The following is a 15,044-nucleotide window of genomic DNA, read 5'->3' on the forward strand; positions in this document are numbered from 1 at the left end:
TATAGCACCCTAATCATATTATAAAATTTATAAAATATTGAAAAAGTTATCTAAAATTCTCATATGTTGCTCATTTAAAAGCCATATTCTTGTGCACTTTGAATGGTAAGTTTGATGAAAAAATAAACTTGTAACATTCCTTGCAAGTTCGGGCGTATGGCTTATGTTTTTATCGTATTCATCGTATAATGCTCCCTAATTATTTGTCCGCGATTTGTATTTACAGCGGATTTTGTTTTTTTTATAGAGGAGTCCTACGTGGCCCAATATATTTACACGATGAACCGTGTGTCTAAGATGGTTCCGCCTAAGCGCGAAATCCTTAAAGACATCTCTTTATCATTTTTCCCGGGCGCTAAAATTGGTGTTCTTGGTTTAAACGGTGCAGGTAAATCTACCTTGCTTCGTATTATGGCTGGCGTAGATAAAGATTTCTCTGGTGAAGCTCGTGCACAACCAGGTATCAAGATCGGCTACCTTGAGCAAGAGCCGCCATTAGATGAAACAAAAGACGTTCGTGGCAACGTTGAAGATGGCGTTCGTGAAGCACTTGATGCATTAGCTCGTCTTGATGAAGTTTTCGCTGAATATGCAGCTGAAGATGCCGACTTTGATGCACTTGCAAAAGAGCAAGAAAAGCTTGAAGCAATTATTCAAACTTGGGATGCGCATAACTTAAATAACCAGCTTGAACAAGCAGCGGCAGCGTTAAACTTGCCAGCTTGGGATGCTGATGTCACTAAATTGTCAGGTGGTGAGCGCCGTCGTGTGGCACTTTGCCGTTTGCTCTTGTCTAAACCAGACATGTTGCTTCTTGACGAACCGACGAACCATTTGGATGCATCATCTGTTTCATGGTTGGAACGTTTCTTAAAAGATTTCCCTGGTACAATCGTTGCGATTACGCATGACCGTTATTTCTTGGATAACGTTGCTGAGTGGATTCTTGAGCTTGACCGTGGTATGGGTATCCCTTATCAAGGTAATTATTCTTCTTGGTTAGAGCAGAAAAATGCCCGCTTAGAGCAAGAACAGAAGCAAGAAGAATCTTTTGCTAAAGCATTGAAAAAAGAACTTGAATGGGTTCGTTCTAATGCAAAAGGTCAGCAAAAGAAAAATAAAGCACGTATGGAACGCTTTGAAGAGCTTAACTCTCGTGAATTCCAACAACGTAACGAAACGTCTGAAATCTACATTCCACCTGGTCCACGTCTAGGGAACAAGGTTGTGGAAGTTGAAGGTATCAGCAAATCGTTTGGTGATCGTACGCTTTACAAAGATTTATCTTTTGTTGTTCCACCTTGTGCGATCGTGGGTATCGTGGGTGAGAACGGTGCGGGTAAAACCACACTATTCCGTATGATGACAGGTGAATTACAACCTGATACAGGTACGGTAACGCTAGGTGAGTCAGTTAAAGTGGCTTACGTGGGTCAGATTCGTGACACCTTAGATAACAATAAAACGGTTTGGGAAGAAGTTTCTGGCGGTTTAGATATCTTACGTATTGGTGAATATGAAATCGCATCACGTGCATATATTGGTCGTTTTAACTTTAAAGGCCAAGATCAGCAGAAGCGTGTAGGTCAATTGTCAGGTGGTGAGCGTAACCGTTTACAACTTGCGAAAATTCTACAAATGGGCGCAAACGTTATCCTTCTCGATGAACCATCGAACGACTTGGATATCGAAACTTTACGTGCGCTTGAGGATGCAATTTTAGTATTCCCAGGTACTGTAATGGTCATCTCGCATGACCGTTGGTTCCTAGACCGTATTGCAACGCACATCTTGTCATTCGAAGGTGAAACACCAGAATTCTTCACAGGAAACTATGCTGAGTTCGAAGAATACCGTCGTAAACGCGATGGCGATGATCTAGTGGCTAAGCGCCAAAAATATCGCAAAATTGGTGGTTAATTCCATCTAATAAAAAAACCAGCCTTCAGGCTGGTTTTTTTATGAATTAATTTTATGAAAATGCTAAAAGACTATAAGCTTGAAGTAGAGTTCTTTTTGCATTTTCATTTCCAGCATTCGCTGATTGGTTCAGCCATTTTTCAGCAATTTGATAATTTCGATCCAAACCTAGTTCACCATTTAAGTAACTCAGACCTAATTGATATTGTGCTTCAGCATTCCCACGTAATGCATCACGTAGGTATAACCACATTTGATTTCGAGGGTTTAAGGATGTGGATGGCTCGAGATTGGATAAATTAGCCGTTCGAGTACGTTTTAGATCAAAGAATAGTGATTGAAATAGTTTTATTATCATTATGGTTCTCCTTGCTTATCCATGCAAAAATGAGATCTATTTCATTAAATTATGCTCTTTTGAAGGTTTTGTCTACTACTCATATATAAAATTTAAATTTATTTAATTTTAAGTCCTAAAAGCTCAAATGAGCTTTTAGGACTGATGAAAATAAACAATTAATTTTCCCATTCGTGATTACATTCACGACATTTCCATTTCTTTTGAGATTGCATGAAGGCTTGCATCGAAATTTTGAAATCTGGTAAATCTTTCCAGAACATCACACCTGCAATCACTGCAATTAAAAATACGATCACAGTAGCAATTTGAAGTGTCTCGCCAGCACCATTGCTAAAAATCATCAGTACAACGCTAATAATGACCAATAATAGGAGTAAAAATAGAGTGGGTACGAGGATAATTAAGCTTTTAGGAACATTTGGTCGTACAGCAGGTGCATTGGCACTTGCTAAAGGAAGAATTTTACGACTTTGACATTTAGGGCATTGGTACTGCATGAGCGCTCCGTATTTCTTTTGCTTAATTCTATAACATCGAAACTAAAATCAAAAATGTATAGATGAAAAAAAACCACTGATCGAGGTCAGTGGTTTTTTAGAATTTGGCGTCCCTACGGGGATTCGAACCCCGGTTACCGCCGTGAAAGGGCGATGTCCTAGGCCTCTAGACGATAGGGACTTATGAGGCAACACAGTTAATGCTATAAAAGCAATCTAGGTATCAAGCTAAGTGCTCAATCTGTGTGAGCGCTATATTAGGGATATAACACTCATGCGTCAATAAAAAATTTAATTAAGCTTCATCAACTGCATCATTTTTCGGCAATTTTAAGCTTTCATTCAATTTTTCCCACACTTTAAGCTCTTTTTTACTTGGACCGCCAACGATTTCGAGTGCATGACGCAGGCGAGCAAAAGTTAAGTCAGGACCAATGGTCACCATGGTTTGCATCACTGGTGTTGAAGCAGTAGAACCCGCAATGGCAATAAAGAACGCAGGCATAAAGTCACGTAATTTAATTTCCATTTGTGCAGCTAAATCCATTAGCGTCTGGCTAACAGTGTCATTACTCCAAGTAAATAAGCTTTCTAAGCGCCAAATTGCAAATTGTAGGCTTTGACGAACTTGCTCTTCAGATAACTTTTTACTTTCGAATTGTGCTTTAGACAGTGTAGGGAAGTGATTAAAATAATGTGCTGACCAATTCACAGCTTCAGACAATAGGTTAATACGTGGTTGGATTGCCGCTGCAATTTCTTCTAACTTGGCACGATCTGCCTTCCACGCCAATAAAGTGTCTAAAAGCTCAGTAGGGCTAAGTGCTTTGATCCATTGCCCGTTTAACCAATTGAGTTTTTCTACATCGAAAATTGGACCCCCAAGCGATACACGTTGGATGTCAAAATTCTCGATCATCTCAGCCAAATTGAACTTTTCGCGTTCATCTGGCATTGACCAACCCATACGACCCAAATAGTTTAATAATGCTTCTGGTAATACACCGATATCTTTGTAGTAATTGATTGAAGTTGGGTTTTTACGTTTAGATAGTTTTGATTTATCAGGGTTACGTAAAAGTGGCATGTGGCAAAGCACAGGCATTTCCCAACCAAAATATTGATAAAGCAATTGGTGTTTAGGAGCAGATGGAATCCATTCTTCACCACGAATCACGTGAGTGATTTCCATTAAATGGTCATCAACAACGTTTGCTAAGTGGTAAGTTGGTAGGCCATCGGTTTTCAGCAGAATTTGCATATCAACTTGTGCCCATGGGATTTCTACTTCACCACGCAGTAAGTCATTAAATTTACAAATCCCTTCTTCAGGTACTTTCATGCGAATAACATGCGGTTCGCCAGCCGCTAAACGTCTTTCAACTTCTTCTGGCGTATGTTTTAGACCACGACCATCATAACGAGGAGATTCACCACGTGCTTGTTGTTCTGCACGCATTTGATCTAATTCTTCAGCAGTGGCAAAACAATAGAATGCATGACCTTTTTCAACCAGTTCTAACGCATATTTTTTATAAATATCCATACGTTCAGATTGACGATATGGCGCATGAGGGCCACCCGCATCTGGACCTTCTGACCAATTTAAACCTAACCAGCGCAATGAATCGAGAATCATTTTTTCTGATTCAGGTGTTGAACGGAGTTGGTCTGTATCTTCAATACGTAAGATAAATTCACCGCCATGCTGTTGAGCAAAGCATAGGTTAAATAATGCGATATAAGCAGTACCTACATGGGGGAAACCTGTAGGAGATGGTGCAATACGAGTACGAACTGTCATAGCCAGAAAAAGTTATCAAATAAAAATTGGTTTTATTATAGCAAAAAGCCCAGTGGCTTAATGATTAATTCATTAAATCGGACTGGGCTAAATTTGGCTCAATTGGGGAGATTGAGAAAAATGGTGCTTAAGATGTGTGCTGAGGAAATAAACTTTGTAAAAAACGCGAAAACTGTTGGTGTTGCGATGCTAGAAAGTTTTGCGTTGGAGCATTCTTAATAGAGGTGATCACTTTAATCTGATCCATCTCTGAAGAAGGTTTGTTCTCAGCACGTTCACGCTTTTGTTGAGTCAATGCGCGTTCGATAGGTGTTAAAGACTTTTCAGCAACACTAGAGTTTTGTAGTGATTTAGCAGGATTTTGTAACGTTGCTGCATGTGTCTGGCTCATACCAAAAACACATAAAGTTAAGCTTAACGCTTGTAAATAGCACAAATTCATTTCAATTTTCCCCTATTTTGAATTTATTGTAAGAGTAATTAGGTTTACATTTTAACCATAAAATTCACAAAAGTACAAATGCATCACACTTTCTTACAATTTGTTATTCAACAATCCTTAAGTTACTCAACCTGTAGCTGAAATAAATTTTGCCTCTTTTTATCAATAAAATATGGAGATTCGGTGAAGATATGATGTTAGGGGGTAAAATTTAAAGAGAGTTTATGTGATAAAAATGCAATCCATATGAATAAAATTTATATAAAATTTAAATATTTACAATGATTTAATTCGTCTATTGAATACATTGTGACTGAAGTAAATAAAAAATATAGTGCAATTCATAAATGTAATAAAAAAGAGATTTTAATGAATAAGCACTTTTTCCATAAATTAGTGGGCCCAATGAGTATTGGGTCATTGTTGTTCAGTATGACTGCACAGGCGAATACATCATTTTTAAATGTTTCTTATGATCCCACTCGCGAATTTTATCAAGAATATAACCAAAGTTTCGGTGAGTTTTGGAAAAAACGTACTGGTCAAGATGTGCAATTTAAGCAATCTCATGGTGGATCTGGGAAACAAGCACGTGCTGTAGCAACAGGATTACAAGCAGATGTTGTGACCTTGGCACTTGCAAATGATATTGAAGAAATTGTAAAAGCAGGTTATATCAATTAAAATTGGCAAAAAGAATTTCCAAATAATTCAGCACCCTATACATCTACAATTGTTTTTTTAGTAAAAAAGGGCAGTCCAAAAAATATCAAAGATTGGAATGATTTAGTTAAGCCGGGTGTTGAGATCATTACCCCAAACCCAAAAACAGGTGGTGCGCCACGCTGGATTTATTTATCTGCATGGGGCTATGCGCTTAAACAGCCTGCCGGAAATGATGCGAAAGCTCGTGAGTTAGTCAAACGACTATACAAAAATGTCAAAGTGTTAGATTCAGGAGCCCGTGGATCACTCACGACTTTTGCTGAACGTGGAATTGGTGATGTTTTACTGTCTTGGGAAAATGAAGCGCTCTTAGCGACGCAAGGTTTGGGGCAAGATAAATTTGAAATTATTTATCCATCCATTTCAATCCTAGCTGAGCCTTCTGTTGCCATCGTAGATAAAACCGTAGATAGAAATGGGAATCGTAATCTCGCAAAAGGATATCTTAACTATCTGTATTCACCTTTGGGCCAGGAATTAGCAGCTAAATATAATTTTAGACCACGTAATGAAAAAATCGCAGCTAAATACAGTGCTAAATTTCCAAAGGTACAATTATTTACCATTGATAAAGTGTTCGGTGGTTGGGCGAAAGCGCAACAAACTCACTTTGTAAATGGCGCGATTTACGACCAGATTTCAGCAGAAAAATAATCTATTTTTAGAACTTATGTGAATGGATCGCGACATGCTATCCATTTTTTTTATAAGGAATACAGAAAATACTATATATTTGAATATAGGCTGTATTTAAGATGATTTATGAATTAATTCATAAGCTTGAAAAAAATGGCGGCGACATAACGTAAATCACATCTCCAAATTAAATTGATGAATATGATTTTATTTCATATATTTAGATTAATTATGTATATCTAGATTTTTTGACTATGAAAACTCAATTTAAAGCCTTGCTTACAGCGGGCTTACTCGCAACAGGTTTATCGTTCAGCGTATCTTCCCAAGCAGCACAACGTGATTTCCTGAATGTATCTTATGATGCGACTCGTGAATTTTATGATGAGTTTAATCAGTCATTTGGTCAATATTGGCAGTCAAGAACTGGAGTGAAAGTCAACTTTAAACAATCTCATGGTGGCTCAGGTAAACAAGCACGCTCTGTGGTTGATGGCTTAAAAGGCGACGTTGTCACCTTGGCTTTGGCAAATGATATTGAAGAGATTGTAAAATCGGGTCAAATCAATAAAGGATGGCAAAAAAAGTTCCCTTATAACTCTGCACCTTATACATCAACCATTGTTTTTATGGTGCGTAAAGGTAACCCTAAAAAAATTCAGGATTGGCAAGATCTTGTTAAGCCGGGTGTAGAAATCATCACACCAAACCCTAAAACAGGTGGACTACCACGCTGGGTATATTTATCAGCTTGGGGTTATGCACTCAAACAACCAGGTGGTAATGATGCGAAAGCAAAAGACTTTGTCAGCAAGATGTACCATAACGTCAAAGTGATGGACTCTGCGGCGCGCGCTTCTATGACGACATTTGCTGAGCGTAAAATTGGCGATGTGTTGCTCACTTGGGAAAATGAAGCACTGGTCACTCAAAAAGCCTTGGGCAAAGATCAGTTTGATATTGTTTATCCATCTATTTCGATTTTAACAGAGCCTTCTGTTGCCATCGTTGATCGTACTGTAGATAAAAATGGCAATAAATGGTTGGCAACTGGCTATATCAACTATTTATATTCACCATTAGGTCAGGAGATGGCTGCTAAGCATTTCTATCGTCCGCGTAATGCTGAAGTGTTAGCAAAATACTCAAAACAATTTCCTAAGTTAAAAACATTCACCATTGATGAGGTTTTCGGTGGTTGGGCAAAAGCACAACAAGCACATTTTGTGAATGGTGCGATTTTTGATCAGATTTATAACAGCCGTCGTTAATATACCGAAGTAATTGAAATTCAATAAAAAAGCCTCTAAGTAAGGCTTTTTTATTTGAACATTCCAGTGAATGAAACGGTTTTGCCTATAGAAAGTAAAATTTACCTACAAAAAGTCGTTTGGAGCTTTATTAAAACAAGGTAATAATGTGCAGTTAAATTTTTAGATGTTCTGAAACGTTATTATGTCGCATATTTCTGTATTACTTCATGAAACTGTAGATGCTCTATTGGGTGGGCGTAATACAGGGATTTATGTAGATGGCACCTTTGGTCGAGGAGGTCATACTCGGCTTCTCTTGTCTAAATTAGATGAACATTCTCGTGTCTATGCATTTGATAAAGATCCGCAGGCTTTGGCTGTGGCTGCTCAGTTAGAACAAGAAGATCCAAGATTTACCATTATTCATGCAAGTTTTGCAGATATTAAAACAGCCTTAAATCAACGCGGTGTTGAAACTGTCGATGGTGTTATGGCAGATTTAGGTGTGTCATCACCACAACTTGATCAGGCCGAACGTGGTTTCAGCTTTATGAAAGACGGTCCACTGGATATGCGAATGGACAACTCTCAAGGCTTAACTGCAGCGCAATGGTTGGTTGAAGTTGATGAAGAGCATTTAGCGAATATTATTTTTCAGTATGGTGAAGAACGATATAGCCGCCGCATTGCGAAAGCGATTAAAGCAGCAGGTTATATTGAGACTACAGGTCAATTGGCTGAAATTGTAAAAGTTGCCCATCCGAAATGGGAAAAAAATAAGCATGCTGCGACACGTACATTCCAAGCAATTCGAATTGAAATCAATAAAGAATTAGAAGATGTGCATGCTTTTTTACCTGAAGCACTGGATATGCTTCATAATGGAGGTCGATTAGCGGTCATCAGTTTCCATTCCTTAGAAGATCGAATTATTAAACAATTTATTCAAAAAGAGTCGACTTTAGCTGAGGATGATGGTTGGGGCTTACCTCAGAAACCTAAAGAAACTCGTCGTTTGAAAAAAATTGATCGCGTACGTGCAAGTGAAGAAGAAGTGAAACAAAATCCGCGTTCTAGAAGTGCTTGGTTGCGAGTTGCAGAGCGAATAAATTTTAAAGGCGAATAATGAAAAAGGAAAAAGACGTAGAACAACAGGAACTGGTAGCAACGACCTTGGTGCGTAAAAAAATACTGATCTATAGCGTTTTAACCGCTATGGTCATGGTGAGCGCATTTATGGTGGTCTATCAGGTCTATTCTTATCGTCAAGATTTTCGTGAATTCAATACGCATATGCGTGAGCTTGAAGACATAAATGCTGAATGGGGTCGTCTACTTATTGAGCAACAGACATTTGGAGCGACTGCACAAATTGGGACACGTGCAGTGACACAATTACGTATGTATTCACCACCAACATCACAGACTGTGGTGATTTCACTTCCTGCTGAAACCGCGAAAAATCAATAGGCACGCTGAATGGTTGATAAAAGCAAAACAAAACAAACACGTAAAAAACAGCAGCCCATTACACAGAAAAGAACCGTTGCTGTAGATATGTGGCGTTTCTATTTAATGTGGGGCTTAGTCCTGACATTTTTTGTAGTATTGGTTGCACGTGCCTTTTATGTTCAAATTGTGAACAAAGACTTTTTGCAAAATAAAGCCAATGCCAAAATTTTACGTACTGAAAAATTAAGCGCGATGCGAGGGGTTATTAGCGACCGTAATGGCGTTCCCTTGGCTATTAGTACACCAATTATGAAGGTGGTGATTGATCCTCAACATTATTTTGAAACTAAAGCAACTTTTGATGAAATCACTGAAGAGTTAAAAAAGAATCCAACCAGCCGTAAATTAAAAAATCAGTTACCACAGGAAAACCTGAATTTAGATGAGCTAGCAGATGCAGTTGGGTTGGATCGAGCTGACCTCAAAAAGCGTGTTCAAGATCGAGCTCGTTCACGTTATTTAGTATTGAAAAAAGAAGTACCACCTGCTCAAGCGGCTCTGTTAGCACAACGTAATTTTGCTGGCGTATATTCTGAAAAATCATATAAACGTTATTACCCACAACCACAACCCAACTCTCAAATCATTGGTTTAACCAATACCGAGGGAACAGGGATTGAAGGTTTGGAGATGCAGCTGAATAAGCGGCTTGCAGGGGTCAATGGCGAACAGAAAATTGTACGTGATAAGCATGGTAACCGTGTTCAAGTTCCAGAAGTTATTAAAGAAGTTGAAGCTGGGGAAAATATTACACTGAGTATTGATTCTCGATTGCAATACATTATGTATCGAGAGCTTACCGCGGTAGGCGTGGCAAATAATGCACGTTCTGCTACAGCAATTGCGGTCGATGTCAAAACCGGTGAAATTCTAGCGATGACCAGTTGGCCGTCGTATAACCCGAATGATAAAAAAAGTTTATCCAATAAAGATGCAATGCGAAATCGCGGTGCAGTTGATTCGTTTGAACCAGGTTCGACGATGAAACCATTAACGGTGGCGATGGCGCTTGAAAGTGGTAAGTACACTGCAAACTCAGTCGTTAATACCACGCCAGGGTCGATGCGTGTCGGTAATCATACGATTCGTGATACACATAATTATGGAGCGCTTACTTTAGGTGGCATTATTCAAAAATCCTCTAACGTAGGTGTAGCGAAAATTGCCTTATCTTTGCCTTATCCGACTTTACCAACGTTCTATAAGCGTCTTGGTTTTGGACAGCGTTCGGCTGTCAAATTCCCTGGTGAAAGTCCAGGTCTGATCTTACCGCCAAGTAAATGGAATATTTCAGAAGTTGCAACCATGTCCTATGGATATGGTCTTAATGCCACGGTACTACAATTGGCAGACGCTTATGCCATGTTGGCAAACAAAGGGAAGAAAGTTCCTTTAAGTTTGTACAAGTTGGATGAAGCTCCTCAAGGTGAACAAATGATTGATCCTAAAATTGCGGATCAAGTCTTGTTAATGATGGAGACAGCAACATTACCAGGCGGTACAGCGACTCGTGCTCAAATACCAGGTTATCGCGTTGCAGGTAAAACGGGTACAGCACACAAATTACGTGCTGACCGTAAAGGTTATTCGACCAATGAATATCGAGCTTTATTTGCAGGTGTTGCACCTGTAAGTGATCCACGTTTGGCGATGGTCGTCGTGGTCGAAAATCCAAAAGGCACATATTACGGTGGTACTGTTTCAGCACCTGTTTTCGCAAAAGTAATGCAGGAGTCGCTGAGACTGTTAAACGTACCATTGGATAAACCCTTAGATACTCCAAAATCCATTCCATAGGTGATGAATGTCGATTACATTTCAACAAATCTACGCTGTAGATCATCCAGCAGAATGGATGCAACAAGCATTTAATGGCTTCCAATTAGATAGTCGTAAAGTTGAAGCGGGACAAGTGTTTATTGCTTTGACTAGTCTTTCTCAACCTGAAAAAACTGCAGAATATGCACAGAAGGCTTTGGATCTTGGTGCTTTGGCTATTATTTCAGAACAAGATCTAGGTTTAACGCCAAGTTTGATCGTTCCGAATGTGCGTATGCTTATGGGACAATGGCAGAAAGATTATTTGCAACAGACACAGCCAGTAAATCCACTTCGAGTATTGGCTGTCACGGGAACCAATGGTAAAACGACCATTTCAAGGCTTGTCGCAGAGCTACTGATGTTAAGTAAGTACCCATGTGCTGTGATGGGAACGACAGGGAATGGGATTTTACCTCACCTTGAAGCATCTACACATACCACGTTAGATGCATTGCATATGCAAAATCAATTGCATGCTTATGCTCAGCAGGGGGCTAAGTTTGCTGCTATTGAAGCCAGCTCCCATGGTCTTGAACAGGGGCGTCTCAATGGAACGCCAATTGAAGTTGCAGCTTACAGTAATTTAAGTCGCGATCATTTGGATTATCACAAGACTTTAGAGGCCTATGCTGAGGCAAAATCACGCTTATTTCAGTTTGAGAGTCTTAAAGTTGCAATTATCAATATCGATGATGCTTACGCAAATATCATGCTCAAAGCGGCGGAGCAAAATCCAGCAAAACCTAAAATTTTAACTTATTCCACCACTCAGCCCGCGGATTACCGTGTTGAAGAGATTCAATATAGTTTAGATGGTGTTCATTTTAAATTGGTGACCAAGTCCCAAAGCTATTTAGTGCATAGTCCGTTATTGGGTCATTTTAATATTGAAAATGTAGTTGCGAGCTTAATCTCTGTTGAACAGGCGGGTTTAGATTTATCTCAGTTAGTCGCTTTAGTTCCTCAGCTAAAAGGCGCGCCAGGGCGTATGCAAGTGTTGCGTGATCAAGATCGTTTGTTTGTCGTGGATTATGCCCACACTCCTGATGCATTAATTCAGGTTCTTCAAACATTAAAACGTCATGTTTCACAACAATTATGGGCCGTGTTTGGGTGTGGTGGTGATCGTGATCGCGGTAAACGACCTTTAATGACACAGGCTGCTCTAGATCATGCAGATGTTGTATTGCTCACCTCAGATAATCCACGTACTGAAAACCCAGAACAAATTTTTGCTGACATGAAGGCTGGAATTGAATTTTTGGACAGAGAGGTTCATGAAATTCATGATCGTCGTGAAGCGATTAAGTTTGTAGTGAAAACAGCAAAAGCAGGTGACATTGTTGTGATTGCAGGCAAAGGCCACGAAAATTATCAAGAGATTGATGGTGTTCGTCATTGGTTTGATGATGTGGTAGAAGTCCAAGCAGCCATTAAGGGTCAGCATGCGACTAAGCCAGCACCTTATCCAGCAGACTAAGGAATCATTATGCACACATCTACTACAAGTACTGCGACACTTGTCCCATGGGCTTTGTCTGATCTAGTTGCTGCTACTCAAGGGTATTGGTTGAATGATAAAAAACCGACTGGAGAAGTAAAGCGTATTTTGACAGATTCACGTCATGCGGAGTCGGGGGATGCTTTTTTAGCGCTGAAAGGTGAGCGTTTTGATGCGCATAACTTTGTTCAACAAGTGGCTGAAAAAGGCTGTCAGATTGCGATTGTTGAGCGGCCTTTAGACATTGATATTTGTCAGTTGGTGGTAACAGATACGAGATTAGCATTAGGTATGCTTGGTGCATTTCGTCGCGCTCAACATGCGCAATTAAAAGTTATCGCACTGACTGGTAGTAGCGGCAAAACCACCACTAAAGAAATGCTTGGAAGTATTCTTGCTCGCAAAGCACCGACATTGATCACGCGAGGTAATCTCAATAATGATCTGGGTGTGCCTATGATGCTATTGGAGCTTCGACCAGATCATGAATATGCAGTGATGGAGCTCGGAGCAAGTCATCAAGGAGAAATTGACTATACCTCGAAGCTCGTTCAACCTCATGTTGCGGGTATTATTAATATTGGTACTGCTCATCTTGGTGAGTTCGGTGGGCGTGATGGAATTTGTAAAGCAAAATCTGAAATCTACGGTCACGTTTCAGAAACTTCAATCGTGCCAGCAGCTGATGATTATGTAGATCAGATCCGTCAAAGTGTGAAAACAACAAAAACTTTAAGTTTTGGAGAAGGTGGTGATGTCTATGCTTCAGATATTCAGCTGAATCCACAAAGTGCACAATTTAAATTACATACGCCTGTAGGTGTCCAACCCGTGGATTTACCTTTTGCTGGTGAGCATAATGTTCAAAATGCTTTGGCTGCTGCTGCATTTGCATTGTCATTAAATATCAGCTTGGATGATATTGTCATGGGTTTAGAACAAGCTGTGGGTGCAAAGGGGCGTTTGAATTTTATTCAAAAAAATGATTTTTTATTTATCGATGATACATACAATGCCAATCCGACGTCGATGCGTGCAGCGGGTGAAGTGCTTGCACAGCAAGAAGGTATTCGTGTCATGGTGATTGGGGATATTGGTGAGTTAGGTCCGACTGCTGCTCAACAACATTATTTACTCGGGCGAGATTTGGTTTCGATTCGCGGACTCAACTTTGTCGTTGCTGTTGGTGAGTTTGCACCAGCAACACAGGAAGGCGCACGTAGTACTCAGTACGGGAAAAAGTTACAAGCTTTCCTCAATCAAGAGCAAGCTCTACCATTTTTAATTAGTCTAATCGAAACACATCAACCGCAAAAAATGAGTTTCTTATTCAAAGGTTCTCGTTATACCCATATGGAAACGTTGATGGCAGATTTGATGGAGAAACTCTAAATGCTGTTATGGTTATTTGAACAACTTTCCGGCTATCACAGCTCGTTCCAAGTGGTTCGTTATTTAACATTACGTGCGCTGCTCAGTGTCTTGACAGCACTCACGATAGGCCTAGTTCTTGGTCCTGTTATGATCCGTAAGTTACAAGCTTTAAAATATGGCCAAGCGGTAAGTTCTTTCGCTCCGGAAAACCATGCCAAAAAAATGGGAACACCAACCATGGGTGGTCTCCTTATTTTGCTTTCTATTGGGATTTCAACTTTACTTTGGGCAGATCTTTCAAACCCTTATGTTTGGATTGTGCTTGGCGTGATGGTGATATTTGGCGCCGTAGGTTGGGCGGATGACTGGATTAAAATCCGTTATAAAGACAATGCAGGTTTGCCAGCGCGTAAGAAGTTTTTTTGGACATCTGTCGCTTCTTTGGGTGCAGGGATATCACTCTACGTAATTGCGACTCAGCAAACTAATCCTGTACACACTGCGAATATGTTGGATTTGCTGATCCCTTTCTTTAAAGATCTTACAATTCCTTTATCGGTAATACCTTTAGGGATCGGTTTTATCATATTCACTTATTTAGTGATTAACGGTGCGTCGAATGCTGTTAACCTGACTGACGGTTTAGATGGTCTTGCAATTATGCCAATTGTATTGGTTGCGGCGGGCCTAGGGGTGTTTGCTTATTTGGCGGGTGATGTTCGTTTTGCAAATTATTTACATATTCCCTATGTGAAATACTCATCTGAACTCGTTGTTATTTGTGCTGCAATGATAGGTGCAGGTTTAGCATTCCTTTGGTATAACGCGCATCCTGCACAAGTATTTATGGGGGATGTTGGTGCCTTGTCGCTTGGAGCGATGCTGGGAACTATTGCGGTGATGGTACGTCAGGAAATTGTATTTGCAATTATGGCGGGTGTATTTGTAGTCGAAGCAGTCTCTGTATTCTTACAAATCGGTTCGCTTCGTATGCGAAATAAACGTGTTTTCCTTATGGCGCCGTTACATCATCACTATGAAAAGAAAGGATGGCGTGAAACACAGGTGGTCATCCGTTTCTGGATTATCACAATTATGCTAGTAGTTTTAGGTCTAATGACCTTAAAATTGCGCTAAGCAAGAATCAAATGAGATCAAGTCGGCTTATGCCGACTTTTTTTCATCGCTAAAATTTTT

The 15,044-nt window shown here is 39.8% G+C and carries 12 protein-coding genes, 1 tRNA gene and 1 pseudogene; 9 read left to right on the plus strand and 5 right to left on the minus strand.

Annotated features, from left to right (window positions below):
- Nucleotides 1-258: 258 nt before the first annotated feature.
- Nucleotides 259-1,920: an energy-dependent translational throttle protein EttA gene (ettA, locus tag AC1M9M_RS08415; protein ID WP_035263944.1), complete on the plus strand. Its 1,662-nt coding sequence runs from the start codon at nucleotides 259-261 to the stop codon at nucleotides 1,918-1,920.
- 52 nt (nucleotides 1,921-1,972) lie between these two features.
- Here the strand turns inward: ettA and AC1M9M_RS08420 are convergent, their stop codons facing one another.
- The 5 genes from AC1M9M_RS08420 to AC1M9M_RS08440 all read right to left on the minus strand — a co-directional run bounded on the left by AC1M9M_RS08420 (nucleotide 1,973) and on the right by AC1M9M_RS08440 (nucleotide 5,024).
- Nucleotides 1,973-2,278, minus strand: a complete 306-nt coding sequence (locus AC1M9M_RS08420) for an SEL1-like repeat protein (protein ID WP_051586493.1) — start codon at nucleotides 2,276-2,278, stop codon at nucleotides 1,973-1,975.
- Between the two features lie 158 nt (nucleotides 2,279-2,436).
- Nucleotides 2,437-2,778, minus strand: coding sequence for a zinc-ribbon domain-containing protein (locus AC1M9M_RS08425; protein WP_035263946.1), 342 nt, complete (start codon nucleotides 2,776-2,778; stop codon nucleotides 2,437-2,439).
- A 105-nt stretch (nucleotides 2,779-2,883) separates the two neighbouring features.
- Nucleotides 2,884-2,959: transfer RNA gene (locus tag AC1M9M_RS08430), tRNA-Glu, on the minus strand.
- Between the two features lie 114 nt (nucleotides 2,960-3,073).
- Nucleotides 3,074-4,582, minus strand: a complete 1,509-nt coding sequence (gltX, locus tag AC1M9M_RS08435; protein ID WP_481596112.1) for a glutamate--tRNA ligase — start codon at nucleotides 4,580-4,582, stop codon at nucleotides 3,074-3,076.
- A 127-nt stretch (nucleotides 4,583-4,709) separates the two neighbouring features.
- Nucleotides 4,710-5,024 (minus strand): DUF4179 domain-containing protein, encoded by a 315-nt coding sequence (locus AC1M9M_RS08440; RefSeq protein WP_481590428.1) that lies wholly within the window; start codon nucleotides 5,022-5,024, stop codon nucleotides 4,710-4,712.
- A gap of 405 nt (nucleotides 5,025-5,429) precedes the next feature.
- On the opposite strand from AC1M9M_RS08440, the pseudogene AC1M9M_RS08445 reads away from it, so the two are divergent.
- The 8 genes and pseudogenes from AC1M9M_RS08445 (at nucleotide 5,430) to mraY (ending at nucleotide 14,984) form a co-directional block, all read left to right on the plus strand.
- Nucleotides 5,430-6,404, plus strand: a pseudogene (locus AC1M9M_RS08445) (sulfate ABC transporter substrate-binding protein).
- Between the two features lie 236 nt (nucleotides 6,405-6,640).
- Nucleotides 6,641-7,657 carry a sulfate ABC transporter substrate-binding protein gene (locus AC1M9M_RS08450; protein WP_481596113.1) on the plus strand — a complete coding sequence of 339 codons (1,017 nt, stop codon included), beginning with the start codon at nucleotides 6,641-6,643 and terminating at the stop codon, nucleotides 7,655-7,657.
- A 184-nt stretch (nucleotides 7,658-7,841) separates the two neighbouring features.
- The gene (gene rsmH, locus AC1M9M_RS08455) at nucleotides 7,842-8,765 is read left to right on the plus strand and encodes a 16S rRNA (cytosine(1402)-N(4))-methyltransferase RsmH (protein ID WP_481591473.1); all 924 of its coding nucleotides are present in this window, start codon (nucleotides 7,842-7,844) and stop codon (nucleotides 8,763-8,765) included.
- Entirely contained in the window at nucleotides 8,765-9,109 is a 345-nt protein-coding gene (gene ftsL, locus AC1M9M_RS08460) for a cell division protein FtsL (protein WP_092767285.1), read from the plus strand. The genes rsmH and ftsL overlap by 1 nt, the downstream gene beginning before the upstream one ends.
- A gap of 9 nt (nucleotides 9,110-9,118) precedes the next feature.
- Nucleotides 9,119-10,948 carry a penicillin-binding protein PBP3 gene (gene ftsI, locus AC1M9M_RS08465; protein ID WP_035263956.1) on the plus strand — a complete coding sequence of 610 codons (1,830 nt, stop codon included), beginning with the start codon at nucleotides 9,119-9,121 and terminating at the stop codon, nucleotides 10,946-10,948.
- Between the two features lie 7 nt (nucleotides 10,949-10,955).
- Complete coding sequence (locus AC1M9M_RS08470) at nucleotides 10,956-12,452, plus strand: UDP-N-acetylmuramoyl-L-alanyl-D-glutamate--2,6-diaminopimelate ligase (protein ID WP_481596114.1); 1,497 nt, start codon at nucleotides 10,956-10,958, stop codon at nucleotides 12,450-12,452.
- A 9-nt stretch (nucleotides 12,453-12,461) separates the two neighbouring features.
- Nucleotides 12,462-13,865 carry a UDP-N-acetylmuramoyl-tripeptide--D-alanyl-D-alanine ligase gene (locus AC1M9M_RS08475; RefSeq protein ID WP_481596115.1) on the plus strand — a complete coding sequence of 468 codons (1,404 nt, stop codon included), beginning with the start codon at nucleotides 12,462-12,464 and terminating at the stop codon, nucleotides 13,863-13,865.
- Nucleotides 13,866-14,984, plus strand: a complete 1,119-nt coding sequence (gene mraY / locus AC1M9M_RS08480) for a phospho-N-acetylmuramoyl-pentapeptide-transferase (protein ID WP_092767279.1) — start codon at nucleotides 13,866-13,868, stop codon at nucleotides 14,982-14,984.
- The last annotated feature ends 60 nt before the right edge of the window (nucleotides 14,985-15,044 follow it).

This window comes from Acinetobacter sp. ANC_7503, assembly GCF_056780035.1.

Excerpts from the sequence above, each read along its gene's own strand:
- gltX (WP_481596112.1), bottom strand. The coding sequence starts at position 4,582 with ATGACAGTTCGTACTCGTATTGCACCATCTCCTACAGGTTTCCCCCAT.
- AC1M9M_RS08470 (WP_481596114.1), top strand. The coding sequence starts at position 10,956 with ATGTCGATTACATTTCAACAAATCTACGCTGTAGATCATCCAGCAGAA.
- ftsL (WP_092767285.1), top strand. The coding sequence starts at position 8,765 with ATGAAAAAGGAAAAAGACGTAGAACAACAGGAACTGGTAGCAACGACC.
- mraY (WP_092767279.1), top strand. The coding sequence starts at position 13,866 with ATGCTGTTATGGTTATTTGAACAACTTTCCGGCTATCACAGCTCGTTC.
- AC1M9M_RS08420 (WP_051586493.1), bottom strand. The coding sequence starts at position 2,278 with ATGATAATAAAACTATTTCAATCACTATTCTTTGATCTAAAACGTACT.
- ftsI (WP_035263956.1), top strand. The coding sequence starts at position 9,119 with ATGGTTGATAAAAGCAAAACAAAACAAACACGTAAAAAACAGCAGCCC.
- AC1M9M_RS08475 (WP_481596115.1), top strand. The coding sequence starts at position 12,462 with ATGCACACATCTACTACAAGTACTGCGACACTTGTCCCATGGGCTTTG.
- AC1M9M_RS08425 (WP_035263946.1), bottom strand. The coding sequence starts at position 2,778 with ATGCAGTACCAATGCCCTAAATGTCAAAGTCGTAAAATTCTTCCTTTA.
- rsmH (WP_481591473.1), top strand. The coding sequence starts at position 7,842 with ATGTCGCATATTTCTGTATTACTTCATGAAACTGTAGATGCTCTATTG.
- AC1M9M_RS08450 (WP_481596113.1), top strand. The coding sequence starts at position 6,641 with ATGAAAACTCAATTTAAAGCCTTGCTTACAGCGGGCTTACTCGCAACA.
- AC1M9M_RS08440 (WP_481590428.1), bottom strand. The coding sequence starts at position 5,024 with ATGAATTTGTGCTATTTACAAGCGTTAAGCTTAACTTTATGTGTTTTT.